This window comes from Ensifer adhaerens (genome assembly GCF_013283195.1).
GTDB classification, from domain to species: domain Bacteria; phylum Pseudomonadota; class Alphaproteobacteria; order Rhizobiales; family Rhizobiaceae; genus Ensifer; species Ensifer adhaerens_G.
Window position 1 is genome coordinate 550,632 of the sequence record NZ_JABEKT010000001.1, and the last position, 21,598, is coordinate 572,229.

The following is a 21,598-nucleotide window of genomic DNA, read 5'->3' on the forward strand; positions in this document are numbered from 1 at the left end:
CTCTTAAAGTTTGACCGGCTGGCCGCTACGCACGCTCTCATCCGCCGCAAGGCAGATGCGCAGCGACTGGACGGCGTCGTTCATGTGGCGGTCGAGATTGATATCTTCGCGGATGGCCTTCAGCACATAGGCCTGCTCACGATCGCACAGTTCCTGATGGCCCGGTTCGCCGTCCATGGTCAGGTCTTCGTCCGGTTTCAGGAAGCGGCCATTGGGGCCGGTTTCCGCCGTGTGCACGCGAATGACCGAGGTCTTGGTGTGGGTGTCGATATCGTCGGACTTGGCATTCGGATCCATGACGATCGACACCGAGCCCTTCGGCGACATCACGTCCTTCACGAAGAAGGCGGTCTCGGAGATCATCGGGCCCCAACCGGCTTCATACCAGCCGGCCGAACCGTCTTCGAAGATCACCTGCAGGTGGCCGTAATTGTACATGTCTTCAGCGATTTCGTCGGACAGACGCAGGCCCATGCCGCGCACTTCCACCGGCTTGGCATCGGTGATCTGACACATAACGTCGACGTAATGCACGCCGCAATCGACGATCGGCGGGGTCGTCTGCATCAGCGACTTGTGGGTTTCCCAGGTCGGGCCGCTCGACTGCTGGTTCAGGTTCATGCGGAAGACGTAAGGACCGCCGAGCTTGCGAGCTTCGGCAATAAGCCGGATCCACGAGGGGTGATGGCGCAGGATGTAGCCAATGATCAGCTTGCGGCCATGCTTCTTGGCAGCCGCAACGACGCGCTCGGCGTCGGCGACCGTCGTTGCCAGCGGCTTCTCCACGAACACGTCGCAGCCGGCTTCGAAGGCGGCGACCGCATAGTCGGCATGGCTGTCGGAATAGGTGCAGACCGAGCAGAGTTCCGGCTTCAGGTCTGCGAGCGCCGTGTTGAAATCCGGATGGATTTCGTAACCGCGAAGCTCTTCCGGAAGCTCGACCTTGGAACGATTGACCAGGCCGACGATCTCGAAGCCGGGATTGTTGTGGTAGGCGAGCGCATGGCTGCGCCCCATGTTGCCGAGACCCGCGACGAGGACCCGGACCGGTTTGCTATCTGAACTCACTTGACTGCTCCTGCGGTGATGCCGCGGATCAGCTGCCGCGAGAAAATGACATAGAGGACGAGAACCGGAAGGATGGCGAGCGACAGGGCCGCAAGCACCGCATTCCAGTTGGTGACGAATTGGCCGATAAAGATCTGCGAGCCGAGCGTGACCGTCTTGGTCGCTTCCGCCGGCGCCAGGATCAGCGGGAACCACAGATCGTTCCAGATCGGGATCATCGTGAACACGGCAACGGTCGCCATTGCCGGCCGGATCAGCGGCAGGACGAGGCGGAAGAAGATCGAGTATTCCGACAGCCCGTCGATGCGACCGGCGTTCTTCAGGTCATCGGACACCGTGCGCATGAATTCCGACAGGATGAACACCGCAAGCGGCAGGCCTTGCGCCGTATAGACGAGGATCAGCGCCGTCAGCGTGTTGACGAGGTTGGCCGCGACCATGCCCTGGAGGATGGCGACGGTGCCGAGCCGGATCGGGATCATGATGCCGATCGCGAGATAGAGCCCCATCAGCGTGTTGCCGCGGAAGCGATACTCGGAGAGGGCAAAGGCGGCCATGGCACCAAACAGCAGTACCAGCGCGATCGAAACGACCGTGACGATGAAGCTGTTCTGGAAGTAGGTGGCGAAATCGCCCTGGCCGAGCACCGTCTGGTAGCCGATCAGGCTGAAGGTCTGCGGTGTTGGAACCGACAACGGCGCCCGGAAGATGGCGTTTCGATCCTTGAACGAGTTGATGAACGTCAGGAACACCGGAAACAGCGAGATCAGCGTATAGGCGATCAATGCTGCGTGGACGAAGCCGGTGCGGAAAATGGAGTGGCGTGCTTGCGACATCTCGGCCTCCCTTAGAACTGATAGCGGCGCATGCGGCGCTGGATGACGAAGAGGTAGAGCGACACGCCGGCAAGGATGATCAGGAACATCACCGTCGCGATCGTCGCACCCATCGAGCGGTCGCCGAGCTGCAGCTGGAAGCCGAAGAAGGTCCGGTAGAGCAGCGTGCCGAGAATGTCGGTCGAACCATCAGGACCGGCAAGTGCGCCCTGCACGGTGTAGACCAGGTCGAAGGCGTTGAAGTTGCCGACGAAGGTCAGGATCGAGATGATGCCGATGGCCGGCAGGATCAGCGGCAGCTTGATCTTCCAGAACTGGCTCCAGCCGGTGACGCCGTCGCATTCGGCGGCCTCGATCACTTCATCGGGAATATTGAGCAGCGCGGCATAGATCAGCATCATCGGGATGCCGACATATTGCCAGACCGAGATCAGCGACACGGCGATGAGCGCCGAGCCGGGCTTGCCGAGCCAGGGGGCGAACATCGACTTCAGGCCGACGAGATCGAGCATCCAGGGGGCCACGCCCCAGATCGGCGACAGGATCAGCTTCCAGATGAAGCCGACGATAACGAAGGAGAGCAGCGTCGGCAGGAAGATCGCCGTGCGGTAGAAGGTCACGAAACGCAGCTTCGGGATCGACAGCATGGCTGCGAGCGCTACGCCGATCGGGTTCTGCACGCACATGTGAATGATGAAGAAGATGACGTTGTTCTTCAGCGCGTTCCAGAAATCATGTGCCCAGCGTTCGTCGCCGAACAGCACCTGGAAATTCGCCAGACCAACGAAGGTCGGCTGGCCGTCGACTGTGTTGAACAGGGAAAGGCGCAGCGTCTCGATCAGCGGCAGGATCATGACCGCGGAGTAGACCAGCAGGGCCGGCAGCAGAAAGACGAGGATGTGCCAGCGTTTCGGCCGTCTCACGGTCGGCTGTCCCTCTTGCAGTGAAGTGGCGTTGCTCATGGATCGTACCCGCTTGTTCGACCGGTTCCCTCAGGGATCATGATGCGTGTCGACGCCACGCGGCCGGTCTTGCCGCATAACGCCTGCCCCGATCGGGCTCATGACGAAGGTTAAGGCTATCGCGTTCTTTTGCAAACGACTGCGTCGGGGACCTCCCCATCACGGGGAGGTCGGTGACGCTGCGGCTGGGGGAGTGCCTTCTTGGGCAATGTCCTCCCGCCCGGCCCTTGCTGCACCTTTCCTCGGGTCCCGCGGATCCGAGGATGAGAACATGCAGCAATTCATAGTGCTACGGCGACGGTAGCGCATCTTGACAGACGCTTGGCGCCGTAGGGCCGACCCTCCCCGTGAAGGGAGGGAACCAGTTGCGCTTACTTTGCCGGCTTGTACCAGCCGTCGAGACCCTTCTGCAGCTTTTCTGCAGCCACCTCAGGCGTATCCGTGCCGTTGATGACGTTTGCAGATTCGACCCAGGTCTCGTTTTCGAGGTTCGGCGTGCCGCGCGACAGGATCTGGTAGGTCGAGCGGATCGTCGGCTTGCACTTTTCGCGCCAGGAAACGAATTCCTGAGCGAGCGGATCGGCCATCTTCACGGCCGTCGAGTTCAGGCTGAAGAAGCCCGGCAGCGAGTTGGCATAGATGTCGGCGAATTCCGGCGACGAGATCCAGGTCAGGAGCTTCTTGGCTTCTTCGGCGTGCGCGCTCTTGGCATTGAGGCCGACGCCGATGTCGTTGTGGTCGGAGATGTAGCAAGCGTCGCCGGCGTTCTTAACCGGAGGCGGGAAGGCGCCCATCTTGAATTGGGCCTGGGTGTTGAACAGGCCGATTTCCCACGAGCCGGCCGGGTAGATCGCAGCGCGGCCGAGCGTGAACAGGTTCTGACTATCAGGGTAGGTCTGGGCTTCGAAACCGTCGCCGAGATAGTCCTTCCACTTGGCCAGAACCTTGTAGGGCTCGACCCAGGCAGCGTCGGTCAGCTTTTCTTCGCCCTTGATCAGCTTGGCGCGACCTTCTTCACCCTTCCAGTAGGTCGGGCCGATGTTCTGGTAGCCCATGGTCGCGGCTTCCCAGAGGTCCTTGGTGCCCATCGCCATCGGGATGTAGTTGCCGTCGGCCTTGATCTTGTCGAGAGCCGCGAAGAATTCGGCTTCCGTCGTCGGGATCTGGATGCCGAGCTGGTCGAAGGCGTCCTTGTTGTAGATGAAGCCGTGGATGACCGAGGCCATCGGCACGCAGAAGGTGGCCGAGCCATCGTCCGTCGTCCAGGCGGACTTGGCGACCGGCGAGAAGTTCTCCATGCCCGGAAGCGCTGTCAGGTCGGCCAGGTGCTTCTTGTTGTAGAGTTCGAGCGAGGCGTCGAACGGGCGGCAGGTGATGAGGTCGCCAGCCGAGCCGGCGTCGAGCTTGGCGTTCAGCGCCGCGTTGTATTCGGTGGGCGCGGTCGGAGCGAACTTGACCTTGATGCCCGGATGCTTGGCTTCAAACGCCGGGATCAGCTTTTCCTGCCAGATCGCCAGGTCGTCGTTGCGCCAGCTTTCGATCGTCAGCGTCACGTCCTCGGCGTGCGCCAGGCCGGCCGAGCCGAGAATGCTCGACGCGAGCAGCAGGCCCTTGAGTGTCGTACGGGTCATTTAGCTTCTCCCTCTTATATGCGCCGTTCTGGCGCGGTTTGAATCCCAGGTTTTTGTCAGGCCGAGACGATGTCGATCGCCCGGCGCAGATTCTGTTTGGTCTGGTTGAGCGCCGCCTCGGCGGCTGCGACGTCCTTCGCGCCCGAGGCGAGCAGGATGGCGATCTTGACCGAACCGGATGCGGCATTGATCAGCCGCCCGGCCTCAGGCGCGCTGACGCCGGTAATGTCGGTGACGATGCGCACCGCCCGGCCATGCAGCTTGATGTTGTCGGCGCGCAGATTGACCATGTGGCCATCGAGCACGTGGCCGAGATGGATGCCGACCAGGGTCGAGAACATGTTGAAGGCGATCTTCTGCGCCGTGCCCGCACCCATGCGCGTCGAGCCGGAAACGACTTCCGGCGGCGTCTGCAGCAGGATGGCGACATCAGCGTCCTTGAAGAGGGCCGCACCCGGATTGTTGGCGACGGCGATCACCTTGGCGCCGAGCTTGCGCGCCTCGTCGGCTGCGGCGAGCGCATAGGGTGTCGAACCGCTGGCCGACACCGAGACCAGACAGTCGCCCGCAGCGATGCCAGCCTTGCGTACGTCTTCGCGCGCCAGATCCATGTCGTCTTCGTAACCGCCGGCAAGGTCGCTGAGGCTGGCGGCGCCGCCTGCAAGCAGAATGACGATCTGGTCGTGCGGGATACCATAGGTGCCGGGGAGTTCCAGCGCATCGGCCATGGCCATCAGGCCCGAGCTGCCGGCGCCGGCATAAGCGAGCCTGTGTCCGGCACCAAGCGCTTCTGCGGCCAGGGACGCAGCAGTGGAAATCTGCTCGATCGCAGCGTCTACGACCTTTGCTGCCGCCTGCTGCCCGGATGCGAGCAGCCGAAGCGCGAGGGCTGGATGCATGACATCCAGGCCTTTGGCATTGTCGTGACGCTCCTCGGTCTTCACTGAAGGCATAGGTTGTGTCTCCTCTGGGCGAATTAATGCCAAAAAAATACCAATTGTCTAGGAGAATTTACATTTTGAAGCCAGAAAAAAGCAATCGCTGAAATTATCCATTGTTATTCAGTGCGTTATTTCAAAATCGCATGTCGAGACCAATTCGGACTTGGTTATTGGTATTTTTTTGGTATCTTCAACGGGCGGAGGTGCTCATGCCAAACTACCTGATTGGAATCGATGGCGGCGGAACAAGCTGCCGGGCGGCTGTGGCTGCGGGGGATGGCCATATTCTCGGCCGCGGCAAGGCTGGTGCCGCCAATATCCTGACGGATCCCGAAACGGCGCTCGCCAATATCGCCGGCGCCGCGCGCGCTGCGTTCGAAGAGGCCGGCCTTGATCCCGCTGGTATAGCGCAGGCGCGGGCGCTTGTCGGTGTCGCCGGACATAACGTCGGCGATGCGGTGCACTATGTGAAGCGCCGCCTGCCGTTTGCCGCGGCCGACATCGAATCGGATGGCTTGATCGCCCTGCAGGGTGCGCTCGGCGACGAGGACGGTGCCGTTGCCATTCTCGGCACCGGCAGCATCTATATCCTGCGCCGGGGCGACGCGATCAGCTATGTCGGCGGCTGGGGCTTCACGATCGGCGACCATGGCAGCGGTGCACGCATCGGCCATGCCCTCTTGCAGGAAAGCCTGCTCGCCTTTGACGGCATTCACGAGGCTTCGCCGGTGACGGATGGCGTCATGGCCGAGTTCAGAAACGATCCGAGCAATGTCGTCGATTTCGCACGCCTGGCAAAGCCAGGCGAGTTCGGCCGTTATGCCCCGCGTGTGTTCGAAGCGGCGCAGCTAGGCGATCCGGTCGCCGTGCGCCTGTTGAAGACGGCGGCAATCACGGTCGACGAAGCGCTCGACGTCGTTGTCGCTCGGGGAGGGAGGAAGCTCTGCCTGCTCGGCGGTCTCGCGCAGCTCTACCGTCCATGGCTTGCAGAGCGCCACCAGCCGCTTTTCGTCGAAGCCGAGGCCGACGCCCTTACCGGCGCCGTGGCGCTCGCCGCACAGCGCTTCGGCTCCCGCAAGGAGGTTGGCGCATGACCGACCATCTCGCCGCCATTCTGCCGCTCGAAGGCCTGCAGGCGGGCGGCTCCGGCCCGCTCTATCTCAAGCTGCGCCAATCCCTCGAAGACGCGATCCAGTCGGGCAAGCTCAATCATGGCGACGCCCTGCCGCCGGAGCGCGATCTGGCGGACTACGCCAATATCAGCCGCGTTACCGTGCGCAAGGCGGTCGACGATCTCGTGCGCGACGGTTTGCTGGTGCGCCGCCACGGTTCCGGCACCTTCGTCGTCAAGCCGGTGTCCAAGGTGCAGCAATCGCTGTCGCGGCTGACCTCTTTTACCGAGGACATGGCGCGCCGTGGCTTGAACACCCATGCGCGCTGGCTCGAGCGCGGCCTGTATCATCCATCCCCGGACGAGATGATGGCGCTGGGCCTGCCGGCCGATGCACTGGTGGCAAGGCTCGGGCGTCTGCGTATCGCCGACGACATGCCGCTGGCGATTGAGCGCGCAAGCATCTCGGCCGAGTTCTTGCCGGATCCGCAGTCCGTCACGTCGTCGCTCTATACCGCGCTCGACAAGACCCGCTCGCGTCCGGTCCGAGCCGTGCAGCGCATCTCCGCCTGCAACATCAAGGATCCGGATGCCTCCATGCTCGGCGTCGCCGTGGGCTCTGCCGGCCTTTCCATCGAACGCGTCTCCTATCTCGCATCGGGACGTGTCGTCGAATTCACCCGCTCGCTCTACCGGGGCGACGCCTATGATTTTGTCGCGGAACTGACCCTGTCGGAATCCTGACCGACGGAACCGCCAAGAAAGGAATTGACTATGCAGACCAACATGCGCCGAGAAATCGACGAGATCCCCGAAGCGGCAGCCCGTCTTCTCGACCGTTCGTCCGAAGCCTTGAAGCAGGCCGGCGCAGCGCTCCGCGCCAAGGACCCGGCCTTCCTGGTGACGATCGCGCGCGGCTCCTCGGACCATGCGGCGCTGTTCCTGAAATATGCGATCGAGCTGCAGGCCGGTCGCCCGGTCGCCTCGCTCGGGCCGTCGCTCGCCTCGATCTATGGTGCCAAGCTCAAGCTCGGTGGCGCTGCGGCGATTGCCATTTCGCAATCGGGCAAGAGCCCCGACATCGTCGCGATGGCGCAGGCGGCAACCGATGCCGGTGCCGTATCGATCGCGCTCACCAACACTCTGCCCTCGCCGATCTCGAAGGCCTGCACCCATCCGCTCGACATTCTCGCCGGCCCGGAAATCGCCGTTGCCGCGACCAAGTCCTACGTCAACTCCATCGTCGCCGGCCTTGCCGTACTCGGCGAATGGACCGGCGACGCGGCGTTGCAGCGCGCCGTGGCCGATCTGCCGAACCAGTTCGCCAAGGCGGTGAAGCTTGACTGGCACGAGTTTGCCGCCGACCTCGGCGAGGCGGAATCGCTCTACGTGCTCGGCCGCGGTCCGGCACTGGCGATCGCCAGCGAAGCAGCGCTGAAGTTCAAGGAAACCTCCGGCATGCACGCCGAAGCCTATTCGGCAGCCGAAGTGTTGCACGGGCCGGTCGCGCTTGTCGGCGCCAAGTTCCCGGTGCTGACGCTTGCAGCGCGCGATGCGGCCGAAGGCTCCGTCGCCGAGATCGCCGACGGCATGGCCGAGAAGGGCGCCGTGGTGCATGTGACGTCGAGCCGCGCCGGCAAGGCAAAGCGCCTGCCGTTCGTCGAGACGGGACACCCGATCACCGACGCGCTGACGCTGATCCTGCCGTTCTACGGCTTCGTCGAAGCCTGGTCGCGCTCGCGCGGCCTCAACCCCGATGCACCGGCCAGCCTCAAGAAGGTAACGGAGACGAGATGACCGAGAAGAAGGCAATCATCGGCGCCCGCCTGTTCGATGGAATCGAATGGCACGATGGCGCCGCCCTCCTGATCGAGGCCGGCCGCGTCAAGGCCATCGTGGCTGCCGGTGATGTGCCGGCGGATGCCACCGTCATCGACACGCACGGTCTGCTGCTGGTGCCCGGCTTCATCGATCTGCAGGTCAATGGCGGCGGTGGCGCACTGCTCAACGCGCAGCCGACGCTGGACGGCATTCGCCAGATCTGTTCGGCCCATGCGACATTCGGCACCACGGCGCTGTTGCCGACGCTGATCACCGATACGCGCGAAGTGCGCTCGGCAACGATCGCAGCCGGCCTCCAGGCGAAGGCGGCTGGCGTGCCGGGCTTTCTCGGCCTGCATCTGGAAGGCCCGCATCTCTCGGTCGCTCGCAAGGGCGCGCATGATCCGGCGCTGATCCGCCCGATGGATGATGCCGACCTCGCGGAGATGGTCGACTGTGCCAGGGCGCTCGGTGTGCTCATGGTCACCGTCGCGCCGGAGAACGCCACGAAGGAACAGGTACGCGCGCTCGCCGATGCCGGCGCCGTCGTCAGCCTCGGCCATACGGATGTCGGCTATGAGGCCGCGGTCTCCTACGCCAAGGCGGGGGCGAAGACGGTGACGCATCTCTTCAACGCCATGAGCGGCCTCGGTCATCGCGAGCCCGGCATCGTCGGCGCAGCGCTTGCGACCGGAACCTTGCATGCCGGCCTGATCGCCGACGGCTACCATGTCGATCCAGCCTCGATGGGTGTGGCGCTGCGCGCCAAGATGGGTCCCGGCCAGATCTTCCTGGTCACCGACGCGATGTCGCCGATCGGAACGGATATGACGAGCTTCGAGCTTAACGGCCGCGAGATCCTGCGTCACGGCGGCCGGTTGACGCTTGCAGACGGCACGCTTGCCGGCGCCGATATCGACATGCTGTCGTCGGTGCGTTTCGTGCACGAGAGGCTTGGGCTTCCGCTCGAGGAGGTGCTGCGCATGGCATCGGCCTATCCTGCCGACGCCATGGGCCTCTCCTCGCACAAGGGTCGCCTGCTGCCCGGCGCGGACGCCGACTTCGTGCTGCTGACGCCGGAGCTGGCCATGGGATCGACCTGGATCGGCGGCGAGAAAGTCTACGCCGCCTGATCGCATCGACAGGCAAAACCTGTGGCCCGACGATCAGAGATGGTCGTCGGGCTTTTTCTTTGGCGCGGACCGAAAGAGCGGCGAAAGGGCCGGAGCGGAAATGGCCTACTGCGCCGAAAGGCGCGCCTTCATCGCCCGAACGGTTGCCACGTCCGTGCGACGCCGATCTTCGGCCACAAATCCCATGCTGACCAGTCGTGGATCGTGAGCCGGCTCACGGATCGAGCAAGACGAATGCACTTCGCTGACCGACAGGTTTTCAAGCAGCGCGTCTACGGTCTCAAGCGTCACGCCCGAGCCCGGCATGATCGAAAGACGCCCGGCGGCGAGCGCCACAAGCTCCGCAAGCTTTTCGATCGCCTGCGGCGCGCTTCTGGCGCCGCCGGATGTCAGGATCCGCTCGAAGCCGAGTTCGGCTGCCATTTCGATCGCATCCTTGAAATCTGGCACCAGGTCGAAGGCGCGGTGCAGCGTGAGGCCAAGGCCCGCGGCGTGACCCGTCAGCTTTCGCAGCATCGTAGCATCCAGCTGGCCATCGGCGAGCGAAGCGCCAAGCACGACACCGGCAAGCCCGGCATCGCGCACCGCATCGATATCGCGACGCATCATGTCGAGATCGCCGGCACCGAAGACGAAGTCGCCCGGCCGCGGTCGGATCATCACATAGACGGGCACCCGGGGCGGACCGGCGAGCGCCATCAGCCCGGCCGTCGGCGTCAGCCCGCCGACGGAGAGCGCTGCGCAGAGCTCGATGCGGTCCGCTCCGCCTTCCACCGCCGCTGCAAGCCCGTCGGCGTCGTCGACGCAAACCTCAAGTCCAGTCACGCTCATGCTTTTTCTCCTCCAAGGCCAAGCAAAGCGGCGCCGATCAGCCCGGGCTCGACCTGACATTCGCCGCGCACGACCAGCGGCCGTTTGAACTGGCGCAGAATCCGGCTACGAACCGCCTTGTCGATCTCCTCCAACAACGGCTCGACATTGGAAAGCCCGCCGCCGACCGGCACGATGGTCGCGCCCGTCGTATTGATGACCACGGCGAGCGGCGAACTGACGAGATCGACAAGCACTTCGACGGTCCGTTTTGCCTCCGCGTCGCCTTTCAGCCATGCCTCGATGATCTCGTGGCTCGACAGCGTCTTGCCGTGAATGGTGTCGTGCATGCGTTCGAGCCCGCGCGCGCCGCCGACGGTGTCGACGCAGCGCCGCTGTCCGCAACCACAGGCATAGGCCGGAATGGCGATCGGTGGGTCTCCCGCTTCCGCCGCCAATGCGGGCCCGTGCCCCCATTCACCGGCAAAGCCGCCATCGGCGTTGATCAACTCGCCGCCGACCACCAGCCCGCCGCCGACGCCGGTGCCGAGGATGGCGCCGAAGACGATGCGGTGGCCGCGCCCGGCGCCGGCGCCGGCTTCTGCAAGCGCGAAACAGTCGGCGTCATTGGCGATCTTGACCGGCAGGTGCAGCTCGCGTTCGAGCTCGGCCACCAGTTCGCGGCCGTCGATGCAGGGGATGTTGGCGCATTTGATCCGGCGCGTTTCCGGGTCGATGACGCCGGTGATCGAGATCGCCACGCATTCCGGATGGCCGCCGGCCTCGTCGAGCACCGATTCGAGCACCTGGACGAATTGACGAAAATTGCTGAGAGGGGTCGTGCGGCGCGGCAGCGGAAAGATCCGGTCGCGCGAATGCACGATCGCGCCCTTGATCGCCGATCCGCCGATATCGAAACAGACGATCATGCTTCTCCCCGGATCACGGCCTCGGCGGCAAGGGCGATCGACAGCAGCCGGTCGTCGTGATGATGCGGCGCTGCCAGCTGCAGCCCGACGGGCATTTCGCCGGCACCGGTGCCGCAGGGGATCGAGATGCCGCAAAAATCGAGGAAATTGCCGATGAGCGTGTTGCGCAGCGTCCTGGCATTGGTCTTGAAGAACAGCTCGTCGTCGGCGAGCAGCGGCGCCACCGGCGGCGCGACGTGTGGCAATGTCGGGTGGACGATCAGTTCGCCCGGCTTCAGGCTTTCGACCGTTTCGTGGATCAGCTGGTCGCGGGCATCGAGAAGCGCGATGTAGTCGGGCATGGTGATCTTCTCGCCGAGCCGTGTGCGGGCGACGACGCGCGGATCGATGCGTTCGGCCTCGGGACCGGCCAGGCGCTCCCGGTGCAGCGCGTAAGCCTCGGCGGTGACGAGAGCGCCGTGGCGTGCCATCAGATCGAACACTGCCTTGAACGTCGGGAAGGGGCGGCGCGTGACCGTGGCTCCGGCCTTTTCCAGCCGTTTGATCGCATCCTCGAAGGCTTCGACGACTTCGCTCTCGGCCTCGTCGAAGACGATGGTTTCGGGGATGACGATCGAGAGGCCGGTGATCTCACCGCGGCGCACCACCGGTGCGGTCAATCCATGCATGGCGGCGTCGAGCCAGACCGCATCCTGCACCGTATGGCAGAGAGGCCCAAGCGAATCGAGGCTTTCGGCGAGCGGAAACACACCCTTCATCGAATAGCGGCCGCGTGTCGCCTTGTAGCCGACGATGCCGGTCATTGCCGCCGGGATGCGCACGGACCCGCCGGTGTCGGTGCCGATTGCCGCCGGCACGAGGCCGGCCGCGACTGCCGCCGCCGATCCCGACGAGGAGCCGCCCGGAATGCGCTCGACATCGGTCGACGCCGGATTGTGCGGCGTGCCGTAGTGCGGATTGATGCCGAGGCCGGAAAAAGCGAACTCGCTCATATTGGTTCGTCCGACGCTGACCATGCCGGAACCGGCAACAGCTGCGACCACTGCGGCGTCGCTGCCGGCGGGCGGAGTGTCGCGTAGAACCGCCGAGCCGGCGGTGGTCACGCTGTCCTTGACGTCGAAGAGGTCCTTCCAGGCGACGGGAAGACCGTCGAGCAGGCCGAGCGAACGGCCGGCCCGGATCCGGCTGGAGGCGGCCGCCGCCTCCTTCAGTGCGCGCTCGCGGGTGAGGCCGACGAAGATCGCCTGGTCGCCATGTGCTTCGATGCCGGCAAGCGTTTCCTCGGCAAGCGTGACCGGGTCGAGTTTGCCGTCCTGGACGAGGACCGAAAGCCCGGCGAGCGTTTTCTGTCTGGTCATAGTCTCCCCTTGTCCGCCTGCCATCGGTGGCGTTCGTCTATTCTGTCGACCTGTCAGGCCGCTGATTGAATGCGTGTTGCAATCGCTTGGGCGCGTTTCTTGCGCCGGCTGTTATCGTCTACATCACTTACCATATCGCTCCCGATGGCGTTTGCCATGGCTCGCCCGTCTTCGCCGCAGGAATTTTACCGAATGAAGGCGATGCCGATTGTCCTGCCTTGTCGATGCGACAGCTTCTGCCTACATGCCTCATCGAACCTGCCCGACACTGGAGACATGCGGATGATTTTGGACGCGGCGCGACTTTCCCTCGCCAATCTCTTTGCGCCGGAAACCCGCTCGGTGTTCTGGAAAGTGCTCGGCCTGACGCTTCTCGCGCTCGCAGCACTCTGGTTCTGCCTGCGCGAACTCTTCATATGGCTGGCTTTGCCCTGGCTCGATGCCTTGATGCCCGGTACGCCCGCATGGGCCGGCTGGCTCACCTTCGTGCTCGGCATCTTCGCGAGCCTCGGTCTGGCACTGGCGCTGGCCCTGCTTCTGGCTCCGGTGACGGCGCTGATCGCCGGCCTGTTCCTCGATGATGTCGCCGAAGTGGTGGAAGCGCGCGACTATCCGAACGAGCCGGCGGGCAGGCCCCTGCCGCTTGGCGAGGCGATTGCCGGCTCCGCCAAGTTCCTTGGCGTCGTCATTCTCGGCAACATACTGGCACTGTTTCTGCTGCTCGTGCCCGGCGTCAACCTGATCGCCTTCTTCCTCGTCAACGGATACCTGCTCGGGCGGGAGTTCTTCGAATTTGCCGCCATGCGCTACCGGTCGCCGGCCGAGGCCAGGCTCTTCCGCGCCAAGCACCGCTCGACGGTGTTTCTGGCCGGGCTGATCCTTGCCGCCTTCCTTGCCGTGCCGCTGCTCAACCTGCTGACGCCGCTTTTTGCCGCCGGCATGATGGTGCATCTCCACAAGAGGCTGTCGGCAAGCGACCCGGGATTTTCGCTCGCGCGTGGATCTGCGGCCGGGGCCTGAGGCGCAATCTGCTTGACAGCGCACATTCGCTGGCCAATCTGCCGGCAAATCCACATGATGTCGTGCGCCCAGGTGGCGGAGACCGGACGGAGCAGCTGTAATGAACCATGCCGAAGACCGGATCACCCGTCTCGAAGAGACGGTGGCCCACCAGGCCAAGACGATCGAGGAGCTTTCCGATCAGCTCGCCGAGCAATGGAAGGTCGTCGAGCAGACGCGGGCCAAGCTCGACCGGCTGACGGAACGCTTTCTCAGCCTCGAGGAGCAATCGCTCGACGCGCCGCCGATCACCCGACCGCCGCACTACTGAGCCGCAATCTCATCGCAATTGACCAAGGGTAGAAAACAAAAAAGGCCGCCGTTCCTGCGAACGGCGGCTTTCTTCATATCAGGCGGAAGCCCTTAGTAGGGGCAGGCTTCGTCGCTCATGTAGTCGTGAACCTGGACCTTGCCGGCGATGATTTCGGCCTTCACCTTTTCGACCGCGTCGAGCATTTCCGGGGTGATCAGGGCCTTGTTGTTGTCGTCGAGCGCGTAGCCGACGCCATCTTCCTTGAGGCCGAGGTTGGAGATGCCGAACTCGAACTTGTCGTTCTTGGCAGCCGTGAAGGCTTCGTAGACGGCGACGTCGACGCGCTTCAGCATCGAGGTCAGAACCTTACCCGGCTGCAGGCCGTTCTGGTTGGAGTCGACGCCGATGCCGAGCTTGCCAGCGTCAGCCGCTGCCTGCAGGACGCCGACGCCGGTGCCGCCGGCTGCGTGGTAGACCACGTCCGAACCCTGGTCCATCTGCGACTTCGCGATTTCGCCGCCCTTGACCGGGTCGTTCCAGGCATCAGGCGTCGTGCCGGTGTAGGCTTCGAGAACCTTGACGTCAGCGCCGGTCGACTTGGCGCCGCCGACATAGCCGCAGGCGAACTTGTGGATGAGCGGAACGTCCATGCCGCCGATGAAGCTGACGGTCTTCGACTTCGAAGCGAGACCGGCGAGCACGCCGACGAGGTAGGAGCCTTCCTGTTCCTTGAACACGATCGACTTCACGTTCGGCTTGTCGAGCACCATGTCGATGATCGCGAACTTGGTGTCGGGATATTCGGCGGCGATCTTTTCGAGCGGGGCGGCCCAGTTGAAGCCGGCCATGACGATCGGGTTGTTGCCGTCGCTGGCGAAGCGGCGGAGCGCCTGCTCGCGCTGTGCGTCGTTGGCGATTTCGAACTCGCGGTATTCGACGCCCGATTCAGTCTTGAATTTTTCGGCGCCGTTAAAGGCCGCTTCGTTGAACGATTTGTCGAACTTGCCGCCCAGATCGTAAATGATGGCCGGCTTGATGTCGGCGGCCAGAGCCGTCGCGGACATCATGGAAAAGGCAAAGAGACCGAGAATTGTTTTTTTCATCGTGCAGCCCTGTTGTCGCTATTGATCTTTATCGGGTCCTCCCGCGGGCCCCGAATGGAGCCTGTCTGCGGAACCCACCCCTCTCGCGGGGGCTAGGGTGGCGGCATCCTTGCACGGTCGCGGCAAAAAAACACTCAAAATTTTTCAGATGGTAAAAATGTCGACCGGCATTCACAGGCATCGTTAAAATGCCGGTTCCCTTGACCTTTTAGGGTTCGAGGGGTGACGCCGTGCGCCGTGCGCCCGGTTTAAAAGCTCAACGCAGCTCGCGCAAAAGTAAGCGGCTGTCTTGCGACGGCAACCCGCCCAAATGAAAGCGGAAGCGCAGCAAGTGTATCCGGGGGATCGTGATGCGCCTTAGCCGCCGATCGGGCAGCTGACGCCGGTGCCGCGCAGGCCGCAATAACCATCAGGGTTCTTCGCCAGATACTGCTGGTGGTAATCCTCGGCAAAGTACAACGGGCCGGCCATTTCGATCTCGGTGGTAATCTTGCCGGTATGGCCGGACATTTTCAGCGCCGCCTGGAAGGCGTCGCGTGCGTCCTTCGCCGCTTTCAGCTGGGCATCGTCGTAGACATAGATGGCGGAGCGATAGGTCGTGCCGATGTCGTTGCCCTGGCGCATGCCCTGGGTCGGGTCGTGCTGCTCGAAGAAGGTCTTGAGCAGGCGCGACAGGGCAACCACCTTCGGGTCGTAGACGACCAGAACCACTTCGGTGTGGCCGGTCAGCCCCGTGGTGGTTTCCTGATAGGTTGGGTTCGGCGTCAGCCCGCCGGAATAACCGGCCGCAGTGACGTAAACGCCAGGGATGTTCCACAAGAGCCGCTCGGCGCCCCAGAAGCAACCCATGCCGAGCAGGATCTTCTCTGTGCCTTCGGGGTAGGGGCCTTTCAGCGGGTGTCCCGAGACAAAATGATTGACGGCGGTCGCCATGGCGTCCTCGCGCCCGCGCAGCGCCGTCTCGGCGTCTGGCAGGATGGTCTTCTTGTTGAACATGTCGATCAGGAACATCGTGGAAACTCCATGTCGTCGACGCGGGTGGCTGCGCTCCGCGATGATCAGGCAGCGAAGCGGCCGGCGGCCGGTCGCTTTTTGTATCCGGCCATCCAAAGCAGGAGGGCGAGAAGGGCAAGCACTGCAAAGGCCGGCTGCGTCAACAGCCAGTGCAGCATCGAATGCCAGAAGGTTGGTCCGGTATCTGTGCGTTGCGCGAACTGCACCCAGCTGGCGGTGTCGGCACCGAGGACTTCGAGATCGTCACCGAGCGACGTCGTCACCAACTCGGATGCGGCAACGGACTGGATGGCATCGACCGCACCGGCAAGGACGGCCCCAAGCAGCACCACAAAACTCGCCAGTCTCAGCACGAAGCGCATCGATCCCTTATTCTCCAAACGTTATCACGCCAGACCGAGGAAGCCCCCGCCTTTCGGCACCGGCTCGGCTTTCAGGGGGCAAAGCCGACGAGGTGGGCGAGCGTTGCAATCCGATATGGCGCAGCGTCCAGGCGGCCTCAGAAGGGAGGCGCCGAACAACTCTGCTGCAAGAGATAGGCCCGGTCGGCGACCAGCGCAATGGCAACCGCCGACTGCCAAGTTATACAAGATGTCAACAATCTGTCAGAAAGCAGTTGATCCCACGCAAATCATCGGTATATATCCCGCCCGTCCGCCGGTTCGCGCCGGATGACACGAAGGGCCGCGGCCCTTCCCATCCAGCCGCATGACCATCGGCTGTTGACGGATGGACAGGTGGCCGAGTGGTTGAAGGCGCACGCCTGGAACGCGTGTATACGTGAAAGCGTATCGAGGGTTCGAATCCCTCTCTGTCCGCCATTTCTTCATGTAAGATGTTGTTTTTCTGGGCTTCGTCTTTGCCGCCCATCATCTGGCGCATCACTTTGCGTTGAAGCTGGATGCTTCTCTGTCCGGGAGCTACATGCGGCCATCTCGCGGTGGCTATGGCCGGATTGTCGTGGCGGCTGATCGGCTGCGCATCGTGGTTGAGGATGCCGTCTTTCGATAGGTCTGGAGCCCCTGGCCCCAAGTGCGGTGGGCGCCATAAAGCAATCCTATCGATATCAAGCCAGACGCCGAGGGTGCAAAGCAGCAAGATGCCCAGATTGGTGTCGAGCAAAGCTGTGTCAGCACGAGAAAGCTTGTCATTACGTCGGAATGATTGCTACCCTCGCGTCCTGCACTCAAACAGAGCGAGGGACTGCAATCGGTGCGGGAACCGGCGCAATTGTCGCCGGAGTTGTGCGTGATAGCTGGGGTGGTGCGGCTGTTGGTGCCGTGGCCGGTGGCATCATGGGCAACCTGATGGGTCGTTCCCGTGAGGGCGAAGGCTATTGCATCTATCGTGACCGCTATGGGCGCCGCTTCGAAGCGCGCTGCCGATGACAGCAGCCCAACTTTCTCCGAACGCGTGGAGGGTGTCGATTTCCGGACCGGGCTCGGTGTACCCTGGAAGGTGACGACAGGGTTCAGACTGTCGTCTCTGACGGATCTGCGGCGCGACGGGTGATACTGTACGTTGGGGTAAGTATTTACGACGAACTGGCACATAGCCGAATGAAGGCAAACTCATGGTCCAGCTATCGCATGCCCAGCAATCCGTCCAGTCAACGCCCGGCTCGCTGCGCCCGGATATGATCGCGGGCCTGACGGCAGCGGCAGTGGTGCTGCCGAAGGCAATGGCCTATGCGACCGTTGCCGGCCTTCCAGTCAGCGTCGGGCTCTACACCGCCTTCGTACCGATGATCGTCTACGCGCTCCTCGGCACCTCGCGCGTGCTCAGCGTCAGCTCGACGACCACCCTCGCGATCCTGACCGCAAGCCAGCTCGCGCTCGTCGTGCCTGGCGGTGAGCCGGATAAATTGCTCACGGCAACCGCGACACTGACGGCGCTGACAGGTCTGCTGCTGATCGCTGCGTCAGCCCTGCGTCTGGGGTTCGTGGCAAACTTCATTTCGTCGCCGGTCCTGACGGGTTTCAAGGCCGGGATCGGCCTGGTCATTGTGCTCGACCAAGTGCCCAAACTGTTCGGGCTGCATTTTACCAAGGAGGGGTTCTTCCGGGATATCCTGAACCTCATCCACCATTTGCCCGAAACGTCGCTTGTCACACTCACGGTCGGCGCTACGGCACTGGTGCTCCTGCTGCTCCTGGAACGCCGCTGGCCACATTCCCCTGCTCCCCTTGCCATAGTCGCGGCGGGCATAGCCGTTTCGTGGTTGGCGGGCCTTGGCTCCGCAGGTGTTGCGACAGTGGGGCACATTCCCCAGGCCCTGCCGTCCCTGGTGCTGCCGGATGTCGACCTGATCCTCCAACTTGTTCCCGGCGCATGCGGCATCGCACTGATGAGTTTCACCGAGACGATCGCCGCGGGCCGGGCTTTTGCGGTCGCCGGCGAGCCGCCGATCCTGCCAAACCGCGAACTCGTGGCGACCGGCGCTGCCAATCTCGCTGGCGGGCTCTTTGGCGCGATGCCGGCAGGCGGCGGGACATCGCAGACGGCGGTGGTGCGCGCTGTCGGCGGGCGCACGCAGAAGGCCTCGTTGGTCACGGCGGCGGCCGCTGCGGCGACGATGCTCTTTCTTGCGCCACTACTCGGCCTTTTGCCGCAGGCCGTGCTCGCGGCAATCGTCATCGTCTACTCCGTTGGTCTCATAAGGCCTGCCGAATTTGCCTCGATCCGCAAGGTCCGCCGTATGGAGTTTCGCTGGGCGCTTGCCGCCTTCCTCGGCGTGCTCCTGTTCGGCACGCTCCAGGGCATCCTCGTTGCCATTACCCTTTCGCTCGTCGGTCTCTCCGGCCAGGCAGCCAACCCACGTGTCCACGTCGTTGGCCGTAAACGCGGCGAGGACCTCCTGCGGCCGCTTTCGACCGAGCATCCGGACGATGAAACATTCGAAGGCATGCTGATCCTGCGCCCGGAGGGACGGCTGTTTTTCGTCAACGCCCAGCAGGTCGGCGACCGTATTCGCGCGCTTGCCAGTGAGCAGAAGCCGCGTGTCCTGATGCTGGACCTCAGCCGCGTCGTCGACATCGAATACTCGGCGCTTCAAATGATCATCGACGGCGAGCGGAGCCTTGCGCGGGAGAACATTCAGCTCTGGCTCGCGGGCCTCAACCCGGATGTGCTCGCCTACATCAGGGCTTCGGGCTTTGCCGACCAGCTTGGACCGAACCGCATGTTTTCCAACACCCGCGCCGGGATCCGTCACCATCAGGATAGCCACGCGGCAGCGCCGTCACAGCCCGCTGAGGGTGCCGCAACCACCTGACCTTGCGCAAAGTGCCTGACATCAGGTTTTTGCTTTCGGTCTTCTTGTTTTCGGACCGCATCGCATGGAACGCTGCTGCAACGAGAGAATGCGTCTGCCTATCCGGCTGGGGAAGCGATAGCGCAGCGAACGTACTTCAAGGGCCTGAGAATAACATAACAATACACTAATCTCGTGCGCTCCATGGTCCCAGTTAAAACTTCAGATATAGTATTATTTTATTCCAAATAGCTCCTTGAAACGAGTGAAGAAGGGTGTATTCTCGCCAAAATAGCGATGAGCATTTAGTCAGATTTGGTTCCCGATTTCCGAGTATTTGGGGGAAGCTCTATGGTTGACTGGTTCGTAAGCACGCTTCGCACTTATCCTGAAATTGCAATATTTCTCTCATTGGCGCTCGGATACTACTTCGGGTCGTTCACGTACAAAGGCCTGGGCCTTGGCGCGGTCACAGCGACGCTGATTGCGGCCGTCATCATCGGGCAGCTCGGTATCACCATATCGCCCCCGCTCAAGGCCACGTTCTTTCTGATGTTCCTGTTTGCGATCGGCTACGGCGTCGGGCCGCAATTCGTGCGTGGCATTGCCAAGGATGGCCTGCCGCAGGCGTTGTTCGCCGCGGTCGTCTGCGTCTTCTGCCTTGGGGCTCCCTATATCGCCGCCAAGATAGCCGGCTATGATGTCGGTTCGGCACTGGGACTTTACGCCGGCTCGCAGACCATCTCCGCCTCCATGGGGCTGGGGACGGACGCCATCAATCGTCTTGGTCTGGCACCGGAAGAAACCAAGCGTCTGCTGGATGCGATGCCGGTCGCCTATGCCGTCACCTATATTTTCGGCACGATCGGATCGGCGATCGTGCTCGCCCTGATTGGTCCGGCGCTGATGGGTATCGATCTGGAGGCGGAATGCAAACGCTACGAGGCGGAGCAGGGCGGCAAGAAGGAAGTGGGCGGGGCCGGGACCGCCTGGCACCATTACGAGTTGCGTGCCTACCGCGTGCGCGAGGGCGGGCCGGTCGTCGGCAAGACGGCGCATGAAGCCGAATCCATGATCCCGGAGCAGCGGATCTTCATTGAACGTATTCGCCGCGGCGGAAAGATCGAGGATGCGACGGCAAACACGGTGATCCAGGCGGGCGACGTCGTTGCCGTGGCCGGCCGGCGTGAAGTGCTGGTCAGCCTGATCGGGCACGCGGCCGAGGAAGTGGACGACCGCGAATTGCTGGCCGTGCCGGTCGAAGGGGTCGATGTCCTTGTCACGACCAAGGAAGCGAACGGCAAGACGCTGGCGGAACTGGCGCAATGGCCAACGTCTCGTGGCGTGTTCCTGCGCCGGATCGCCCGGGGTGCCACGGCGACGGAAATTCCGATCCTGCCGAACACGCAGATCCACCGCGGCGATATCCTGACGATCGTCGGGCGGACGCAGGATACCGCGGCTGCCGCCAAGGCTTTGGGCGTGGCCGACCGGGCGACCGACGTTGCCGACGTCGCCTTCATCGGGGCTGCGATTGCCATCGGTGCCCTGATCGGTGCGCTGGTCTATAAGGTCGGGGATGTGCCGTTTACGCTCTCCACCTCAGGGGGCGCGCTGATCTCCGGGCTGTTTTTCGGCTGGCTGCGCTCCGTTCGGCCGAAGTTCGGGCGCATACCGACATCGACGGTCTGGTTCATGAATTCCGTCGGCCTCAATGTCTTCATCGCCGTGGTCGGCATTTCGTCGGGCCCAGGCTTTGTTGCCGGCTTGCAGCAGCTTGGTTTCAGCCTGTTCCTTTGGGGCATATTCGCAACGACCGTGCCGTTGGTGCTGGCGATGTATGTCGGGAAATATGTGTTCCGGTTCCACCCCGCCATTCTCCTGGGGTGCTGCTCGGGCGCGCGCACGACGACAGCCTCTCTTGGCATGATCAATGATCGGGCCAAGAGCCAGATCCCCGGGCTCGGCTACACCGTGACCTATGCCGTCGGCAACACTCTGCTGACGATCTGGGGCATGGTGCTTGTGATGATGATGACCTAGGGCGTTCCCCGGAAAATTGCGAAGCAGCTCCTCGTCAGGAAGTGCGTAAAAACAAAGAGATAGAGCGTTGCTCCTGTCCGTGTTGTTTCGCAACGCTCGAGCGGCCTGTTCCGGCCGTTCCACACCATCTTTCGAAGCGCGGACCGGCAGCACAAGGTCCGATTTTCAAAGTGCATCAATCGCGTATTGCGACCAGAATTGTAGCTGCCGCTGAATGAGGACCTCGGACCGGTGGCAGCGGGCAGCCCATTCGAAACAGAGTTGGGAGCACGT

At 63.1% G+C, this 21,598-nt stretch carries 20 protein-coding genes and 1 tRNA gene; 10 read left to right on the plus strand and 11 right to left on the minus strand.

The window, feature by feature from the left end:
• Positions 1 to 3 precede the first annotated feature (3 nt).
• The 5 genes from LPJGGPFB_RS02475 to LPJGGPFB_RS02495 form a co-directional block, all read right to left on the minus strand.
• Positions 4 to 1,068: a Gfo/Idh/MocA family oxidoreductase gene (locus LPJGGPFB_RS02475; protein WP_173418583.1), complete on the minus strand. Its 1,065-nt coding sequence runs from the start codon at positions 1,066 to 1,068 to the stop codon at positions 4 to 6.
• A complete protein-coding gene (locus tag LPJGGPFB_RS02480) occupies positions 1,065 to 1,904 on the minus strand; it encodes a carbohydrate ABC transporter permease (RefSeq protein WP_173418584.1) in 840 nt (279 codons plus the stop codon). Before LPJGGPFB_RS02480 ends, LPJGGPFB_RS02475 begins: the two co-directional genes overlap by 4 nt.
• 11 nt (positions 1,905 to 1,915) lie before the next feature.
• Positions 1,916 to 2,866: a carbohydrate ABC transporter permease gene (locus LPJGGPFB_RS02485; protein ID WP_173418585.1), complete on the minus strand. Its 951-nt coding sequence runs from the start codon at positions 2,864 to 2,866 to the stop codon at positions 1,916 to 1,918.
• A gap of 371 nt (positions 2,867 to 3,237) precedes the next feature.
• On the minus strand, positions 3,238 to 4,497 hold the full coding sequence (locus LPJGGPFB_RS02490; protein ID WP_173418586.1) for an ABC transporter substrate-binding protein: 1,260 nt from the start codon (positions 4,495 to 4,497) through the stop codon (positions 3,238 to 3,240).
• Positions 4,498 to 4,553: 56 nt separating this feature from the next.
• Positions 4,554 to 5,450 (minus strand): N-acetylmuramic acid 6-phosphate etherase, encoded by an 897-nt coding sequence (locus tag LPJGGPFB_RS02495; protein ID WP_173418587.1) that lies wholly within the window; start codon positions 5,448 to 5,450, stop codon positions 4,554 to 4,556.
• 197 nt (positions 5,451 to 5,647) lie between these two features.
• Between LPJGGPFB_RS02495 and LPJGGPFB_RS02500 the strand changes: the two genes are divergently transcribed.
• The 4 genes from LPJGGPFB_RS02500 to nagA are packed head-to-tail and all read left to right on the plus strand — an operon-like array spanning position 5,648 to position 9,503.
• The gene (locus tag LPJGGPFB_RS02500) at positions 5,648 to 6,532 is read left to right on the plus strand and encodes a glucosamine kinase nucleotide-binding domain-containing protein (RefSeq protein WP_173418588.1); all 885 of its coding nucleotides are present in this window, start codon (positions 5,648 to 5,650) and stop codon (positions 6,530 to 6,532) included.
• Positions 6,529 to 7,293: a GntR family transcriptional regulator gene (locus tag LPJGGPFB_RS02505; protein ID WP_173418589.1), complete on the plus strand. Its 765-nt coding sequence runs from the start codon at positions 6,529 to 6,531 to the stop codon at positions 7,291 to 7,293. The genes LPJGGPFB_RS02500 and LPJGGPFB_RS02505 overlap by 4 nt, the downstream gene beginning before the upstream one ends.
• Positions 7,294 to 7,323: 30 nt before the next feature.
• On the plus strand, positions 7,324 to 8,346 hold the full coding sequence (locus LPJGGPFB_RS02510) for an SIS domain-containing protein (protein ID WP_173418590.1): 1,023 nt from the start codon (positions 7,324 to 7,326) through the stop codon (positions 8,344 to 8,346).
• Positions 8,343 to 9,503 (plus strand): N-acetylglucosamine-6-phosphate deacetylase, encoded by a 1,161-nt coding sequence (gene nagA, locus LPJGGPFB_RS02515; RefSeq protein WP_173418591.1) that lies wholly within the window; start codon positions 8,343 to 8,345, stop codon positions 9,501 to 9,503. The genes LPJGGPFB_RS02510 and nagA overlap by 4 nt, the downstream gene beginning before the upstream one ends.
• A gap of 105 nt (positions 9,504 to 9,608) precedes the next feature.
• On the opposite strand, the gene LPJGGPFB_RS02520 is transcribed toward nagA, so the two are convergent.
• The 3 genes from LPJGGPFB_RS02520 to LPJGGPFB_RS02530 are packed head-to-tail and all read right to left on the minus strand — an operon-like array spanning position 9,609 to position 12,600.
• Positions 9,609 to 10,334 carry a copper homeostasis protein CutC gene (locus LPJGGPFB_RS02520; protein WP_173418592.1) on the minus strand — a complete coding sequence of 242 codons (726 nt, stop codon included), beginning with the start codon at positions 10,332 to 10,334 and terminating at the stop codon, positions 9,609 to 9,611.
• A complete protein-coding gene (locus tag LPJGGPFB_RS02525) occupies positions 10,331 to 11,242 on the minus strand; it encodes an ROK family protein (RefSeq protein ID WP_173418593.1) in 912 nt (303 codons plus the stop codon). The genes LPJGGPFB_RS02520 and LPJGGPFB_RS02525 overlap by 4 nt, the downstream gene beginning before the upstream one ends.
• Complete coding sequence (locus LPJGGPFB_RS02530) at positions 11,239 to 12,600, minus strand: amidase (protein ID WP_173418594.1); 1,362 nt, start codon at positions 12,598 to 12,600, stop codon at positions 11,239 to 11,241. The genes LPJGGPFB_RS02525 and LPJGGPFB_RS02530 overlap by 4 nt, the downstream gene beginning before the upstream one ends.
• A 282-nt stretch (positions 12,601 to 12,882) precedes the next feature.
• Between LPJGGPFB_RS02530 and LPJGGPFB_RS02535 the strand changes: the two genes are divergently transcribed.
• Complete coding sequence (locus LPJGGPFB_RS02535; protein WP_173418595.1) at positions 12,883 to 13,620, plus strand: sulfate transporter family protein; 738 nt, start codon at positions 12,883 to 12,885, stop codon at positions 13,618 to 13,620.
• Positions 13,621 to 13,720: 100 nt separating this feature from the next.
• Entirely contained in the window at positions 13,721 to 13,930 is a 210-nt protein-coding gene (locus LPJGGPFB_RS02540) for a SlyX family protein (protein ID WP_173418596.1), read from the plus strand.
• Positions 13,931 to 14,022: 92 nt separating this feature from the next.
• Here the strand turns inward: LPJGGPFB_RS02540 and LPJGGPFB_RS02545 are convergent, their stop codons facing one another.
• The 3 genes from LPJGGPFB_RS02545 to LPJGGPFB_RS02555 all read right to left on the minus strand — a co-directional run bounded on the left by LPJGGPFB_RS02545 (position 14,023) and on the right by LPJGGPFB_RS02555 (position 16,391).
• The gene (locus LPJGGPFB_RS02545) at positions 14,023 to 15,015 is read right to left on the minus strand and encodes a BMP family lipoprotein (RefSeq protein ID WP_112809329.1); all 993 of its coding nucleotides are present in this window, start codon (positions 15,013 to 15,015) and stop codon (positions 14,023 to 14,025) included.
• A gap of 357 nt (positions 15,016 to 15,372) precedes the next feature.
• Positions 15,373 to 16,026 carry a peptide-methionine (S)-S-oxide reductase MsrA gene (gene msrA / locus LPJGGPFB_RS02550; RefSeq protein ID WP_173418597.1) on the minus strand — a complete coding sequence of 218 codons (654 nt, stop codon included), beginning with the start codon at positions 16,024 to 16,026 and terminating at the stop codon, positions 15,373 to 15,375.
• A gap of 47 nt (positions 16,027 to 16,073) precedes the next feature.
• A complete protein-coding gene (locus tag LPJGGPFB_RS02555) occupies positions 16,074 to 16,391 on the minus strand; it encodes a hypothetical protein (protein ID WP_173418598.1) in 318 nt (105 codons plus the stop codon).
• Positions 16,392 to 16,760: 369 nt separating this feature from the next.
• Between LPJGGPFB_RS02555 and LPJGGPFB_RS02560 the strand changes: the two genes are divergently transcribed.
• The 4 genes from LPJGGPFB_RS02560 to aspT all read left to right on the plus strand — a co-directional run bounded on the left by LPJGGPFB_RS02560 (position 16,761) and on the right by aspT (position 21,325).
• Positions 16,761 to 16,850: transfer RNA gene (locus LPJGGPFB_RS02560), tRNA-Ser, on the plus strand.
• A gap of 339 nt (positions 16,851 to 17,189) precedes the next feature.
• The gene (locus LPJGGPFB_RS02565; protein WP_173418599.1) at positions 17,190 to 17,417 is read left to right on the plus strand and encodes a YMGG-like glycine zipper-containing protein; all 228 of its coding nucleotides are present in this window, start codon (positions 17,190 to 17,192) and stop codon (positions 17,415 to 17,417) included.
• A gap of 185 nt (positions 17,418 to 17,602) precedes the next feature.
• Positions 17,603 to 19,303 carry a SulP family inorganic anion transporter gene (locus tag LPJGGPFB_RS02570; RefSeq protein WP_173418600.1) on the plus strand — a complete coding sequence of 567 codons (1,701 nt, stop codon included), beginning with the start codon at positions 17,603 to 17,605 and terminating at the stop codon, positions 19,301 to 19,303.
• 330 nt (positions 19,304 to 19,633) lie between these two features.
• A complete protein-coding gene (aspT, locus tag LPJGGPFB_RS02575; protein ID WP_173418601.1) occupies positions 19,634 to 21,325 on the plus strand; it encodes an aspartate-alanine antiporter in 1,692 nt (563 codons plus the stop codon).
• Positions 21,326 to 21,598 lie beyond the last annotated feature (273 nt).